Source organism: Streptomyces sp. NPDC055506 (genome assembly GCF_053643595.1).
Map to the genome: position 1 here is coordinate 122824 of NZ_JBSHKH010000003.1, position 14203 is coordinate 137026.

General features: G+C 72.2%; 13 protein-coding genes. 7 read left to right on the forward strand and 6 right to left on the reverse strand.

What is annotated here, in order from left to right:
* Window positions 1–13 precede the first annotated feature (13 nt).
* On the reverse strand, window positions 14–409 hold the full coding sequence (locus ACWIF2_RS02175; RefSeq protein ID WP_031134653.1) for a cell division protein SepF: 396 nt from the start codon (window positions 407–409) through the stop codon (window positions 14–16).
* 194 nt (window positions 410–603) lie between these two features.
* On the opposite strand from ACWIF2_RS02175, the gene ACWIF2_RS02180 reads away from it, so the two are divergent.
* Together ACWIF2_RS02180 and ACWIF2_RS02185 are read left to right on the forward strand one after the other, a co-directional pair.
* Complete coding sequence (locus ACWIF2_RS02180; RefSeq protein ID WP_454358100.1) at window positions 604–4722, forward strand: molybdopterin-dependent oxidoreductase; 4119 nt, start codon at window positions 604–606, stop codon at window positions 4720–4722.
* Between the two features lie 114 nt (window positions 4723–4836).
* Window positions 4837–6567: a hypothetical protein gene (locus tag ACWIF2_RS02185; protein ID WP_454358101.1), complete on the forward strand. Its 1731-nt coding sequence runs from the start codon at window positions 4837–4839 to the stop codon at window positions 6565–6567.
* Window positions 6568–6572: 5 nt separating this feature from the next.
* On the opposite strand, the gene ACWIF2_RS02190 is transcribed toward ACWIF2_RS02185, so the two are convergent.
* Complete coding sequence (locus tag ACWIF2_RS02190) at window positions 6573–7088, reverse strand: YceI family protein (RefSeq protein ID WP_454358102.1); 516 nt, start codon at window positions 7086–7088, stop codon at window positions 6573–6575.
* Window positions 7089–7207: 119 nt separating this feature from the next.
* On the opposite strand from ACWIF2_RS02190, the gene ACWIF2_RS02195 reads away from it, so the two are divergent.
* The 5 genes from ACWIF2_RS02195 to ACWIF2_RS02215 all read left to right on the forward strand — a co-directional run bounded on the left by ACWIF2_RS02195 (window position 7208) and on the right by ACWIF2_RS02215 (window position 11262).
* The gene (locus tag ACWIF2_RS02195) at window positions 7208–7711 is read left to right on the forward strand and encodes a MarR family winged helix-turn-helix transcriptional regulator (RefSeq protein WP_454358103.1); all 504 of its coding nucleotides are present in this window, start codon (window positions 7208–7210) and stop codon (window positions 7709–7711) included.
* Window positions 7712–7920: 209 nt separating this feature from the next.
* Window positions 7921–9255 carry a hemolysin family protein gene (locus tag ACWIF2_RS02200; RefSeq protein WP_454358104.1) on the forward strand — a complete coding sequence of 445 codons (1335 nt, stop codon included), beginning with the start codon at window positions 7921–7923 and terminating at the stop codon, window positions 9253–9255.
* On the forward strand, window positions 9252–10274 hold the full coding sequence (locus ACWIF2_RS02205; RefSeq protein ID WP_454358105.1) for a hemolysin family protein: 1023 nt from the start codon (window positions 9252–9254) through the stop codon (window positions 10272–10274). Before ACWIF2_RS02200 ends, ACWIF2_RS02205 begins: the two co-directional genes overlap by 4 nt.
* Before the next feature lie 388 nt (window positions 10275–10662).
* Window positions 10663–10890, forward strand: coding sequence for a hypothetical protein (locus tag ACWIF2_RS02210; RefSeq protein WP_454358106.1), 228 nt, complete (start codon window positions 10663–10665; stop codon window positions 10888–10890).
* A gap of 204 nt (window positions 10891–11094) precedes the next feature.
* Window positions 11095–11262 (forward strand): hypothetical protein, encoded by a 168-nt coding sequence (locus tag ACWIF2_RS02215; RefSeq protein WP_454358107.1) that lies wholly within the window; start codon window positions 11095–11097, stop codon window positions 11260–11262.
* Here the strand turns inward: ACWIF2_RS02215 and ACWIF2_RS02220 are convergent.
* The 4 genes from ACWIF2_RS02220 to ACWIF2_RS02235 form a co-directional block, all read right to left on the reverse strand.
* Entirely contained in the window at window positions 11231–11563 is a 333-nt protein-coding gene (locus ACWIF2_RS02220; protein WP_454358108.1) for a DUF3140 domain-containing protein, read from the reverse strand. The genes ACWIF2_RS02215 and ACWIF2_RS02220 overlap by 32 nt on opposite strands.
* 6 nt (window positions 11564–11569) lie before the next feature.
* Window positions 11570–11800, reverse strand: a complete 231-nt coding sequence (locus ACWIF2_RS02225; protein ID WP_454358109.1) for a DUF2945 domain-containing protein — start codon at window positions 11798–11800, stop codon at window positions 11570–11572.
* 54 nt (window positions 11801–11854) lie between these two features.
* Window positions 11855–12946: an acyltransferase family protein gene (locus ACWIF2_RS02230; protein WP_454358110.1), complete on the reverse strand. Its 1092-nt coding sequence runs from the start codon at window positions 12944–12946 to the stop codon at window positions 11855–11857.
* Between the two features lie 141 nt (window positions 12947–13087).
* On the reverse strand, window positions 13088–14203 hold a 1116-nt coding region (locus tag ACWIF2_RS02235; RefSeq protein WP_454358111.1), incomplete at its 5' end, for an ATP-binding cassette domain-containing protein.

Sequence of the window (14203 nt, forward strand, 5' to 3'; positions counted from 1 at the left end):
TCCGGGAAGGCCGTCACACCCCGGGAAGCCCGGCCCCCTCCATCAGCCCCGTCACCTCGGTGCCGGCCGGTGTCAGCAGGAACACGTTGCGGTCCACCCGGTGCATGCCGCTCGCCAGGCCGAAGACGACGCCCGTGCTGAAGTCGAGGACGCGTTTGGCGACCTCCGTCTCCGCGCCGGTCAGGTCGAGCAGCACGGGCACCCCCGCCATCAGCCGCTCGGCGACGTCACGGGCGTCGGCGAAGACGTTCACCCGCAGGACGACGAAGCGGCGGCGGGTCTCCGTCTCGGCCTCGGGTATGGACCGGTGGCCGACGGAGGACGGCCAGGCGTCCCGGCCCCGCAGCGGCACGACCTGGGCGAGCCCCTCCCACTGTTCGTCGGTGACATCGTGGCTGTTCACCGGCATGCTCCGTCCTGGCTCGCACTGACTGTCTGCATCGGGCAATTCTTGCGCAGAGTCACCCGTTCGGCCCAACAGCGACACGCTCCGCGACCTCAATGCACCTCACAACGGCCGGAAGGCGGCTGTGTGACGGGCGTAACTCCTCGTGATCAAGCAATGTGACACCTGCGTAACGGGGTCTTCGTACCGTCGACGGCATGACCTCGACCCCCCGGCCGCAGCAGGAGACGAAGCAGGTGCGCACCGTCTGCTCGTACTGCGGTGTGGGCTGCGGCCTCGTCCTGGACGTCGGGGCCGGGCCGGACGGCCGGCGCAAGATCTTGAAGGCGTCCGGTGACAAGGCGCATCCGGCGAACGCGGGGCGGCTCTGCACCAAGGGCGCGACCACGGCCGACATGCTCGCCGCGCCCGGGCGGCTGACCGGTGCGCTGGTGCGGGACGACCGGGGCGAGGAGCCGGTCCCGGCGCCGGTGGCCGACGCGATCACCGAGACCGCCGCGCGGCTGCGGGCGATCGTCGACGAGCACGGGCCGGACGCGGTCGCCTTCTACGTCTCGGGACAGCTGAGCCTCGAGGCGCAGTACCTGGCGAACAAGCTGGCCAAGGGGTTCGTGCGGACGAACCTGATCGAGTCGAACTCACGGCTGTGCATGGCGAGCGCGGGCACCGGCTACAAGCTGTCGCTGGGTGCGGACGGGCCGCCCGGTTCGTACGAGGACTTCGATCAGGCGGATGCCTTTCTCGTCATCGGGTCGAACATGGCCGACTGCCATCCGATCCTCTTCCTGCGGATGATGGAGCGGGTCAAGGCGGGTGCCAAGCTGATCGTCGTCGATCCGCGGCGGACCGCGACCGCACAGAAGGCCGATCTGTTTCTGCAGGTCAGGCCGGGGACCGACCTGGCGCTGCTGAACGGTCTGCTGTATCTGCTGCACGAGGGCGGCCACACCGACCCGGAGTTCATGGCCGCGCACACCGAGGGCTGGGAGGCCCTGCCCGGGTTCCTCGCCGACTACGCCCCGGCCGCGGTCGCGGAGATCACCGGGATCGCGGAGGAGGATCTGCGGACGGCCGCCCGGCTGATCGGCGAGGCGGGCAAGCGGTGGATGAGCTGCTGGACCATGGGGCTCAACCAGTCCACGCACGGCACCTGGAACACCAACGCCCTGGTCAATCTGCATCTGGCGACGGGCGCGATCTGCCGCCCGGGCGCCGGGCCGTTCTCCCTCACCGGTCAGCCGAACGCCATGGGCGGGCGCGAGATGGGCTACATGGGCCCGGGGCTGCCGGGGCAGCGGTCGGTGCTCGTGGACGAGGAGCGGGCGTTCACCGAGGACGTGTGGGAGCTGCCGCCGGGGACCCTGCGGAAGGACGGCGTCGGCAAGGGCACCGTCGAGATGTTCCGGAGGATGGCCGACGGGGAGATCAAGGCCTGCTGGATCATCTGCACCAACCCGGTCGCCTCGGTCGCCAACCGCCGTACGGTCATCGAGGGTCTTGAGGCCGCCGAGTTCGTCGTCACACAGGACGTGTTCACCGACACCGAGACGAACGCCTACGCCGACGTCGTCCTGCCGGGCGCGATGTGGACCGAGGCGGAGGGCGTCTTCGTCAACAGCGAGCGCGACCTCACGCTGACCCGGCCGGCCGCGGACCCGCCCGGGGAGGCGATGGCCGACTGGCGGATCATCGCGGAGGTGGCGTGCGCGATGGGGTACGAGAAGGGGTTCTCGTACGACAGCGCCGAGCAGGTCTTCGAGGAGATACGGCGGTTCTGGAACCCGAAGACCGGGTGGGACCTGCGCGGGGTGTCCTACGAGCGGCTGCGCGAGACGCCCGTGCAGTGGCCGGCCGCGCGCGAGGACGGGCCGGCGCGCAATCCCGTTCGGTACGTCGGTGACGAGGGGCTGCGTTTTCCGACGGCCTCCGGCCGGGGCGTGTTCTTCGCGCGCCCGCATCTGCCCGCCGCCGAGATGCCGGACGACGACTATCCGTTCGTGCTCAACACCGGGCGGGTGCAGCACCAGTGGCACACGCTCACCAAGACCGGGAGGGTCGCGAAGCTCAACAAGCTGAACTCCGGGCCCTTCGTGGAGCTCCACCCGCTGGACGCGGCCGCGCTCGGCGTCGCGGAGGGCGATCCGGTCGAGGTCGCCTCACGGCGCGGGCGGGCCGTGCTGCCGGCGGTGGTGACGGACCGGGTGCGGCCGGGGTGCTGCTTCGCGCCGTTCCACTGGAACGACCTGTTCGGCGAGTATCTGAGCGTCAACGCGGTGACGAGCGACGCGGTGGATCCGCTGTCGTTCCAGCCGGAGTTCAAGGTCTGCGCCGTCTCCCTGGCGAAGACCGCGCGGGTGGCGAAGGCGGCGACGCCCGTACCGGAGGCGGCCACGCCCGTGCGCGGGGAGCCCGCCCCGGCCCTGACGCCCACGACGGTCACTCCGGGCGTCGCCGATCCCTTCGGTCTGGAACCCTCCCCTCCGCCGGTCCTCTCCGCCCAGGAACGCCGGTACCTCACCGGTTTCCTCGCCGGGCTCGGCTCGGGCGCCCTCGGCGGTGTCCCGGTGCTGCCGCCCGACGCGCCCTTCTCCTCCGAGCACGCCCTGTGGGTCAACGGGGTCCTCGCCGGCATGTACTCCCGGACCTCCCCGGCCGCGACCGCCGCGCCACAGGAACCCGCGGGCCGCGAGATCGTCGTGCTGTGGGCCTCGCAGACCGGTAACGCCGAGGAGTTCGCCTCCGCCACCGCCGAGCGCCTGAACACGACCGGGCATCGCGCGCGTCTCGTCGGCATGGACGAGGCCGACGTCGGTGCCCTCGCCCGCACGGCCGACCTGCTCTTCATCACCAGCACCTTCGGGGACGGCGACGCGCCCGACAACGGCAGCGGCCTCTGGGACGCGCTCTCCGGCGAGCCGGCCCCGCGGCTGGACGGGGTGCGGTACGCCGTGCTCGCCTTCGGGGACTCCTCGTACGACGACTTCTGCGGGCACGGGCGGCGGCTGGACGCGCGGCTCGACGAGCTGGGCGGGGTGCGGCTGGCCCCGCGTACGGACTGCGAGCCGGACTACGAGCCCTCCGCCGGGCAGTGGCTCGACCAGGTGCTCTCGGCGCTGAGCGACACGAGCACGGCCCCGGCCCAGGCCCCGACGCCGATCCCGACTCCGGCTCCGGCCCCCGTCGAGAAGCCCAGGACCGGCTCCAAGCCCGCCGCCACCGCCCGGCTCGTCGGCAACCAGTTGCTCAGCCGGCCCGGCGCGGGCAAGGAGGTCCGCCGGTTCACGTTCGACACGAGCGGGACGGACCTGGCGTACGAGGCGGGGGACGCGCTCGGCGTGCGGCCGGTCAACGCGCCCGCCCTCGTGGACGAGTGGCTGGCGGTGACCGGTCTGGACGCGGCAACGACCGTGCAGGTCAAGGGCGTTGGTGAGGTGCCGTTCGCGGAGGCCCTGCACCGGCATTTCGACATCACGAGGATCACGCCCGACCTGCTGCGCTTCGTCGCCGAACGCGCCCGGGACAAGCACGAGTTGCGCAGGCTGCTGCGGCCCGACAACAAGGACGGGCTGGCGCAGTGGAGCTGGGGCCGGCAGGCCGTGGACGTGGCCGCCGAGTACGCGGTGCGGGCGAGTGCCGGGGAGTGGGCCGGGGTGCTGCGAGGGCTCCAGCCGCGGCTGTACTCCATATCGTCCAGCCCGCTGGTGGACGCCCGGCGGGTGTCGCTGACGGTGTCCGTGGTGCGGTACGAGAACCTGCACGGCCGGGCGCGCGGCGGGGTCTGCTCGCCCTTCCTCGCGGATGCCGAGGCGGACACGGAGGTGCCCGTGTTCGTGCGGCGCTCCCCGCACTTCCGGCCCCCGGGCGACGCCTCGACGCCGATGATCATGGTCGGCCCTGGTACCGGTGTCGCGCCTTTCGTCGGCTTCCTCCAGGAGCGGCGGGCACTCGGCCACCGGGCTCCCAACTGGCTGTTCTTCGGCGAGCAGCACCGCGCGACGGACTTCTACTACGAGGACGAGCTGACCGAGCTGCTCGACGAGGGCGTCCTCACCCGCCTGGACACCGCCTTCTCCCGCGACCAGCGCAACAAGGTGTATGTGCAGGACCGGATGCGCGAGCACGGGCCCGAGCTGTGGCACTGGCTGTGCGAGGGGGCCCGCTTCTACGTCTGCGGCGACGCCTCCCGCATGGCGAAGGACGTGGACCGGGCGCTCAAGGAGATCGCGGTGACCCACGGCGGGCTGAGCGAGGCGGAGGCCGCCGCGTACGTGAAGCAGCTCGCGGCGGAGAAGCGGTACGTGCGGGACGTGTACTGATCCACGGGTACGTGACCACGTGCCGACGGGTGCTGCGGGCCTTTACTCGCCTCACACCGGACTCTTCACCTCCACCCGGTCCTCGCTCACCGGCGGCGATTAGCGTCCTGCGCCGTGTACTCGGCAGAAACCACGCTGGTGGTGCCCGGCCAGCGGACGCAGTCGGGGGTGGCCGTACCGCCGCCCCCGGCCCCGTGGCACCGCGTCCTGACCCTGCTCGCCGACATCAGTCTGCTGATCGGTACGCGTGCCGTGTGGACGTCGGCGGCCGGTCACCGGCCGGCCGTGGCCGCGGTGATCTCGGCGTGCTACGCCTCGGTCCTGGTGTGCGGGGTGCTGGCCCTGGTCGTCCGCCGGGCCCGGTCGCTGGCGCGGGTCGACCTGTGCGTGCTGGTGACGGGCGTGACGCTCACCCTGTGCGCGTGGGTCATGCTGCACGGCGGCTCCGACGAGGCGTCGCTCACCACCCAGGCGGCGCGGGAACTGGCGGCGGGGCACGCGGTGTACGGGCAGCCATGGCCCTGGCTCTTCGGCCACGGCGTGGCCCTCACGCCGACGGTGACCGGCGGCTACGACTTCACCTACGGCTATCCGCCGCTGGCCCCGCTGCTGACCGTGCCGCTGCTGTGGCTGGGCCATGGCGGTGCTCCGGCGACGGCGGTGAGCACGGGCGCGCTGGTCGCCGGCACGGTGATGCTGTGGCGGCTGCTCCCGGCGCCGTGGCGGCCAGCGGCGACCATGGTGTGCCTGGGCTTCGGGATGCTGCCGTCGTACGGGCGGCTCGGCTACCCGGCGATCGTGGCCCTGGCCCTGCTGGTGCCGGTGGTGGTGCGCTGGCCGCGGACGGGTGAGGGCGGGCGGCTCGGCGGTGCGGGTCTGGCACGGGCCGCGTGCCTGGGGGCGGCGTGCGCGACGCAGCAACTCCCCTGGTTCCTGGTGCCGTTCCTGCTGGCCGGCATTCACGCCGTGCGACGCGGTGAACTGGGCGGACGGGCCGCGGCGTCGGTGGTGCTGCGGTTCGCCGGTGCCGCGGCGACCGTGTGGCTGCTGATCAACACCTATTTCGCCGTCAGCGAGCCGGGCACCTGGCTCAGGGGGATCGCCCTGCCCCTGACGCAGGGCGCGGTGGTCCACGGCCAGGGCCTGGTGGGCATCTCGCTGTATCTGACGAACGGCAGCGACCGGCTCGACTGGTACTCCCACGCGAGTCTGCTGCTGTTCGCCGGTCTGCTCGCGCTGTTCGTGCTGTTCGTACGGCGGCTGGGCCCGGCCGCGACCGTCCTGCCCTGGTGCGCCTTCTATCTGGCGACCCGCTCCCAGGACGGCTACTACCTGATGATGACGCCGCTGTGGCTGGCGGCGGCGGTGACCGCTCCCCAGCCGGCGTTCGCCGGGGCGTGGCAGCCGCGTCCGCGTCCGCTGTCGGGCCCGCGGCGCGGTCCGGCCCGGATCGTCGCGACGGCGCTGCTGCTGGCGCCGGCGCTGGGCGGCGCCGCCGTGGCGGCGACGGGCACCGCTCCCCTGCGCATGCGGGTCACGGCGGTCAGCCGTCCCACCCCGGTGACCGTCTCCCGACTCACCCTCCAGGTCAGCAACAGGGACGGCACGGCGCTCACCCCGCACTTCACCCTGACCACGGGCCAGGGCATGGACCCCTACTGGCGGGTCGTCCGGGGCCCGCGCACGCTGGCCGCGCACAGCACCGCCCGGTACGAACTCCGCCCGCCCTCGGGCCGGTTCGCCCTGCCCCTGCCGGGTGCCCGGGTCCGCCTGCGCGCGTTCACGGCGTCGCCGCAGACGCTGTCGAGCGCGGATGTGCGCCAGGCGCTCGGTGTCACGGACTGAGGCCGTCAGCCCGTGGCACGGACGAACCGGAGGGCGGCGGTGACCGTGGTCCGGCCGCGGATCATGCCCAGCTGGTTCCAGCCCATGCCGAACTGGTCCCGGTCCACGCTGAACTCGGTGTCCAGGGTGAGCCCGGCGGCGTCCCCGTCCCGCAGGCGGGCGGTGAGGGACAGCGGCCTGCTGATGCCGCGCACGGTGAGCTGGCCGACGACGTGCACCTGGTCGCCGTCGCGGAGCTCGGCACCGCGGGCCGCGAAGGTGATCTCGGGGTGGCGGTCGGCATCGAAGAAGTCGGCGGACCTCAGATGGGTGTCGCGCTTGGCGTTCCCGGTGTCGAGGGAGGCGACGTCGAAGGTCAGGGTGCCGACGGCGGATCCGTCGGGCCGGACCTCGCCCGTGCCGCTCAGCGCACCGAACGCGCCCTTCACGGTGACCAGGCCCCACATGGTCTTGTGCCGGATGCCGACGGTCGAGGCGGTCGCGTCGAGCTGCCACAGTCCGGTTTCCACGGCGACGGTCATGATCCTTCTCCCACTCGTATCGTCCAAATTTGGATGACTGCAATGACTGCACGCTAGCGGCTCGTCCAAAATTGAACAACCCCCTGCTCCAAATTTGGACGACAGGTACGCTTGACGGCATGGCCGACCCCCAGGAGCACACCGCCGACCTGCCCGGATGCCCGTCCGCCGAGGGCGGCGGACTGCTGCCGGCCGAGCTGCGCGCCTGGATGCTGCTGCTCGCCGCGACGGGAGCGGTGGAGCAGCGGCTGCGGGCGGCCGTGAAGGAGAAGCTGGACATCTCGCACGACGAGTTCCTGATCCTGTGCCTGCTCGCCGAGCAGCCCGAGGGCGGTCTGCGCATGACGCGCGTCGCGGAACTCCTGGGCCGCCCCAAGACCCGACTCACCTACCAGATCGCCTGCCTCCAGCACGCCGGCCTCGTCACCCGCAGGTCGGTGTGCGGGGACAAGCGCGGCATCGAGGTCGCCCTCACGGACAAGGCCCGGGACCTCCTGACCGAGGCCTCCGGCCCACTCGCCGAGACGGTCACCGAGGGCCTGGCCCGCTTCATGGGGCCGGACCAGTGCGCGGCGATGCGTGGGTTGGTGCCGGATCTCGCCGAGGAATCCCGCCCGGAGTGAGGGGCGCCCCTGCCTGACCGAGGCGGGGCAGCATTCTCTACAGCGTCGTAGAATCCGGGAACACGGGCGCGACGACGGTCGTTGCCCGAGTACACATCCCACATGAGGAGCGACTTCTTGTCCGCCAGAACGACGGACCCTCCGGGGCACAGTCCCCGACCACCCTGCCACGGCATCAGTGATCGCGGCACACGGCCGGGTGGTGTTCGATGAGTGCCGCCGAAGCCCTGCTGGGCCTGCTCGCCGTGTTCGTGCTGACCGCCGGCACCGGCTACTTCGTCGCCCAGGAGTTCGCCTACGTCTCCGCCGACCGGCTCGCGCTCGCGCGTGCGGCCGAGGCCGGGGACCGCAAGGCCGCCCGGGCCCTGAAGGTGCTGGAGCGGCTCTCGTTCATGCTGTCGGGCGCGCAGCTCGGCATCACCGTCACCGGTCTGGTGGTCGGCTTCATCGCCGAGCCGTCGGTGTCCGCGCTGCTGCGGCCCGCCCTGTCGGGGCTCGGCCTGCCCGACGCGGCCGTGAGCGGTATCGCCGTCGTCCTCGCCTTCGTGCTGGCCACGGTCGTGCAGATGGTGCTGGGCGAGCTGGCCCCGAAGAACCTCGCGATCGCGGTGCCCGAGCGGCTGGCGAAGGCGCTGGCCCCGTCCACGCTGGCGTATCTGAAGGTCGTCGGCCCCGTCGTCCGCGTCTTCGACAACGCGGCGAACAAGCTGCTGCGCAAGGTCGGCATCGAGCCGGTCGAGGAACTGCACCACGGCGCCACGCTGGAGGAGCTGGGCCATCTGATCGGCGAGTCCCACGAGCGGGGCGCGCTGCCCAAGGACACCGCGGCGTTGCTGGACCACGCGCTGGAGTTCTCCGAGCGCAGCCTCGACGAGGTGATGGTGCCGCGCGCCGACGCCGTCTTCGTCCGCAAGGACGCCGGTGCCGACGAGGCGATCGGCCTGATCGCCGAGCACGGCCACTCCAACTACCCCGTCCTCGGCGACCACCCCGACGACATCGCGGGCGTGCTGGGCGTGCGCGAGCTGATGGCGCTGCCCGCCGACCGCCTGGCCGGCGCGACCGCCGGTGAGGTGGCCCGGCGCCCGCTGCTGCTGCCGGACACGCTCGCGCTGCCCGACGCGGTGACGCGGATGCGGGAGCAGGACGACGAGTTCGCGGTCGTCCTCGACGAGCACGGCGGCGTGGCGGGCATCGTCACCTACGAGGACATCGCCGAGGAGCTGGTCGGTGACATCGCGGACGAGTCCGACACCGTCACCGTGCTCGCCGTCGCGGACGGCGACGGCTGGCTGGTGGACGCCGGACGCCGGGTGGACGAGGTGGCCGAGGCGACCGGGATCCGGCTGCCGGAGGACGACGACTACGACACCGTGGCCGGTCTGGTCGTGGACCGGCTCGGCCGCTTCCCGACGGTCGGCGACCGGGTCACGGTCGAGCTGGCCGAGGGCGGCCGGGCCGTGATCGAGGTCCGCACACTGGACCGGCACGTGGCCGACCGGGTGCGGATCAGCCCGCTGGTGGAAGCCGAGGAGATGGCGTGAGTTTCCCCATGGCGGTCTTCGTGACCGTGCTGCTGCTGATCGGCAGCGGCTTCTTCGTGGCGGCCGAGTTCGCACTGGTCGCCGCCAAACGGCACCGCATGGAGAAGGCGGCGGCCGAGGGGCGGCGCGGGGCCGGGGCGGCACTGGCCGGCATCCGCGAGCTGTCGCTGATGCTGGCCGGCGCCCAGCTGGGCATCACCGTGTGCACACTGGGCCTCGGCTCGGTGTCGAAGCCGGCGATCTCGCACGAACTGGACCCGCTGCTGCACAAGCTGGGCCTGCCCAGCGCCGTGAGCTACGGCGTGGCCTTCGCCGTGGCGATGGTCGTGGTGGTGTTCCTGCACATGGTGGTCGGCGAGATGGCGCCCAAGTCCTGGGCGATCGCCCACCCCGAGCGTTCGGCGATGCTGCTCTCGCCACCCTTCCGGGCCGTGGTGCGGGCCGTGCGCCCGCTGATCCGGCTGCTCAACGCGGTGAGCAACGCGCTGGTACGGCTGTGCCGGGTGGCCCCGCGTGACGAGCTGGCCTCGGTGCACGACCGGGAGCAGCTGACGCACCTGGTGGAGGAGTCCGAGCGGCTGGGCCTGATCAGCGCGACCGACTCGGAGCTGCTGACCCGCTCGCTGACCGAGCCGGAGACGCCCATCGCGGCGTTGCGGATCCCGGCAGCGGAGATCACCTGGGTCGAGGGCGGCGCGGACGTCGACGCGCTGTTGCGTTTCGCCGCCGAGCACGACCGCACCCGGCTGCTCGTCCGGGAGAACGGCGTCGTCCTCGGCTCGGTCCACGCCCGTGACGCCCTGGTCGCCCGGGCCCGGGGGCGGGCCACGACCGCGCGCGAGCTGGCCCGGCCGGTGCCCGAGCTGGCGGAGGCGGCCACGGTCGCGGACGCGATCGAGGTGCTGCGCCGCCGCCGGGCGTCCCTGGCCGTCGTCCGCGACCCCGCCGGCGGGCTCACCGGCCTGGTCACCCTGGACGACCTGCTGGCCCGTCTGATGCAGCCGGACGCGGCGGCCTGACGGGGCGGGACCGAACATCCAGCACATCTGCACACCGCCCGCCAGGACGCCGCAGGGCGGCGCGCCCGGCGCCGAGTCCGTCCCGCGGCATGGGAACTTGGCGCCGAAGTGCCCGCTTCGGAATTCGGGAGGCAATACACCCGTGTGCCGCCGGGCGACGGGGTGTGTGAAGGAGTGTGCGCAATTCGGTGACCTCGTGGTCATGGCGGTGAAGGCGGTCACCGGAAAAGGGGTGCGGCGTCGACGGGCGGCTGGCCGTCCGGCTCCGCGGAATGCTTTGATCCTGCGCACGGCGGCGTCGCGGATGCGGAATCCCGGTCCCCCGGAATCCCGCGATCACCCGCGCCGCTCCGCCATTGCGCACATTCACGCGAAGGGAAACACCCCCATGAACCTCACCCCCCGGGTCGACATCGCCGAGCTCTCCGACGCGGACCTGGACCAGGTCTCCGGCGGCAACGCGGGCGGCGCCGCCTCCGCGGGCCTCGCGGGCGGCCTCTCCGCCGGTCTGGTCGGGCCGCTGACCGCCGAGCTCTGCGGGAACCTCCAGGGCGCCCTGTCGACGGAGGGCGCCGCGGCGGGCGGGAACGTGGGCGTTCACACGACCTCGCTCTGAAAAACCCCGCGTAAAGGGCCCCGGGACGCTTCCCGGGGCCCTTCGCCTTGCCACGCCGCCCAGCCGGGCGTCGCAATGTTGAGGAATTCGCGAAGATCATGACGGAATTCTGGACATGACGGGGGCGGTCGACAGGGCGAAGGGGCATGACGCAGACTTACAGCGCCCCTCAGACCCCGGCTGTAAAGCGATAGGACCAGCCCCGTGAAATCCGACTCGACCCGGACCGAAGAACTGCCGATCTACGAGAGCCTCGTACGCGAACGCGGTGACGTCGTGGAGGAGGCCCGCGTGGTGGCCGAGGAGACGCAGCACCAGGTGACGCAGGCACTGAACGGCGTCACGCCGACGGGTCATGGCCCCAGTTCATGAGTGAGTGACGCCAGCGGCTGTCCTCCACGTCGCCGGAGGGCCGCTGGGCCAGGTGCCGGCGGATGTAGCCGACGACCTTGCGCATGTGCTGGTGGTCGTCGTCCGTGAGATCGGCCTTCTTCGCCCGCAGGATCGCCACGATCCGCCGGCCGGAGGCGTGGCCGGTGGACTCGCCCCCGCCCTGCTGCTGACCGACGCTCCGCGACTCGTCGGAGGCCAGCCACTTCTCCAGTTCGGCCGGTGTCATGTTCACCAGCTCACGGAAGTCGTTCCAGGTCTCCTCGCGTTCCTCGCCGTCCACGCCGCCTCACTTCTTCTTCTTGAGCGCGGACGGCTTGTGCACGGCGGACCTGCCGGACTTGTCGCTGCGCACCTGGTACTGCGGATCGTCGGGCGAGGCGTCGACCGTGCGGCCCGCCGCCCGGGTCCGCTCGGTGATCTCCTTCTCCACCTCGCCCTCGGTCCGGCTGCCGTGACTGCTCCAGGTGACCTTGTCGCCCTTCTTCGGCTTCCCGCCCTCACTGCGGCGCTTCGCCATGCCCGTGCTCCCTCGCGGAGAGTGTGCTGTCTCTCCAGCGTGCGGGCTCGACGCTCACCGCGCAGCTCGGCGGAAGGCCCAGCGCATCCCGGGTTCCGTCACGCAGCGGAACAGCCGCCGTACCGACGGCGTGCACAGCGCGGTCATGACCGCGGCGGCCACCAGGGTGGCGGTGAGCGCGCCGACGGGCCCCTGGACCCAGGCCGGTTCGTACCAGCCCCAGTACTTGGCGGCCTGCGCGACGAAGCCGTGCAGCAGATAGCCGCACAGCGTGCCCGCGCCCAGCACGGTGCACCACAGCCGGCGCCCCGGCACCCAGGCGAGGAAACAGGCGACCAGGACGACCGAGCAGCCGAAGGCGGCCAGGGTCATCAAGGGCCCGTACCAGAAGGGGGCGGCCAGGGCCCGGGCGCTGTCGGCGTGGAAGAACCAGGCGTAGTTCATCCGCGGCACCGCCCAGTACGCCACGGCGAGGGCGCAGCCGGCGACCGGGACGGCGAGGAGGCGCACCTTGCGCCGGCGCACCAGCCGGAAGTGCTCCGGCCGCAGCAGCAGTCCGAAGACGAAGTACGGCAGGAACTGCAGGGTGCGTTGCAGGTCGAGGTCGTTGCCGACGGACGGCGAGAGCGTCGCCAGCATCGCGATGACGAAGGCCAGTGGCAGCGGCCACCGCACATGACGCCACAGCGGTGTGGTGAGCCGCCAGATGAACAGCGCCGCGAGGAACCAGGTCAGATACAGGGGATCCAGCAGGCTGACCGGCCGGCCGGGGTCCTGGCTGGTCCAGCGGGTGAACAGGGTGTACGCCGTCTCGAACACGACGTAAGGGACGACCACGCCGGTGACCAGACGCTTCAGCTTCGCCGGGCTTCCGTCGAAGGTGCGTGAGAAGTAGCCGGAGATGATGATGAACGCCGGCATGTGGAAGGCGTAGACGAGCATGTAGAGGGCTGTGACGGCCCTGCTGCCCGGCCGCAACGGCTCCCAGGCGTGCCCCACGGCCACCAGCACGATCGCCAGGTACTTGGCGTTGTCGAAGAACGCGTCCCGCGGCCGGACCGGCCGGGCCGGTGTGTCCTGGTCTTTCGTCCGAGTGGCCCGGGCTTCTTCCGCCGCGGGGCGGGCCGTTGTCACCGTGTCACTCACGGGCCCTCCCCCAGCGACTCGAAGCGGCCGTGCCTCGTCTTGCCCGGAGTAAGGGTGAGGGGTCTGCGCAGAACATCGCCCGCACCTTAATCACAGGGCCGTGCCCTGGTTCAACTCGTAACGGGTGTGACTCACTTCGGCTCATGCCCGGGTATACGTACCGGAAGGGGCGATCGTCTCCGCGAGGGCGGCGGTGAAAGGATGCCGGGGCTCTGTCAGGACCCTTCGCGCCGGGCCCTGTTCGACGAGTTCGCCCGCGTCCAGTACGGCGATGCGGTGGGCGAGTGCCGCCGTGTCCAGGTCGTGGGTGATGAGCACGAGGGCGAGGTCGTCGCGGTCGCGGACGAGTGCGGTGAGCAGGTCGAGGATGCCGCGGCGGGTGACGGTGTCGAGGCCGGAGGTGATCTCGTCGCAGACCAGGACCCGGGGGCGGGCGAGAAGGGCGCGGGCGAGGGCGGCGCGCTGGAGTTCACCGCCGGAGAGCTCGCCGGGGCGACGGCGGACGAGGCCGCCCGGCAGCCCGAGGCTCGCGAGCGTGGCCGTTGCCTCCTCCAGGGCCGTCCCCTCGTCGGTGCCGCGCAGCCGGACGGCGGTGCGGCCGACTTGGGCGAGGACGGGCCGGTGCTCGTCGAACGCGGCCCGGGCGTCCTGGAAGACGTACTGCACGGCCGCCAGTTGAACACGGCTCCGCTGCCGCAGGCTGCGCGGCAACGCGGTCCCGTCGAGCAGGATCTCACCGTCCTGGTCCCGATGGAGCCCGGCCAGACAGCGAGCGAGGGTGGTCTTGCCACTGCCCGAGCGGCCCACGACGGCCAGACATTCGCCGGAGTGCAGGACCAGGTGCGGGGCGCGCAGGACGGTGGTGGCACCGCTGCGGGCGCCCCCGTGGTGCCGGGCGGTGAGACGGCTGATGCGGAGCACGGGGTGACGGGCCGGGCCGGGGGTGTCCTCGGCGGCCTGGGCAGGGGCGGGGGGATGGTCGACGGCGGGGCCGGCGTCGTCCTGCGCCGGGGCGGCCAGGTCACGTACGCGCGAGGCGGGGTCGGGGACGGAGGCAGGGCTGTCGACGTCCTGCGCCCGGGCGGGGCGGTCGGATGTCGGCACGGCCGGGGCACGGACAGGGGCCAGGCTGTTGTCCTCCTGAGCCCGGGCGGCCAGATCGTGCACACGCAAGGCGGGATCGGGGACAGAGGCAGGGCTGTCGACGTCCTGCGCCCGGGCGGGGCGGTCGGATGTCGGCACGGCCGGGGCACGGAC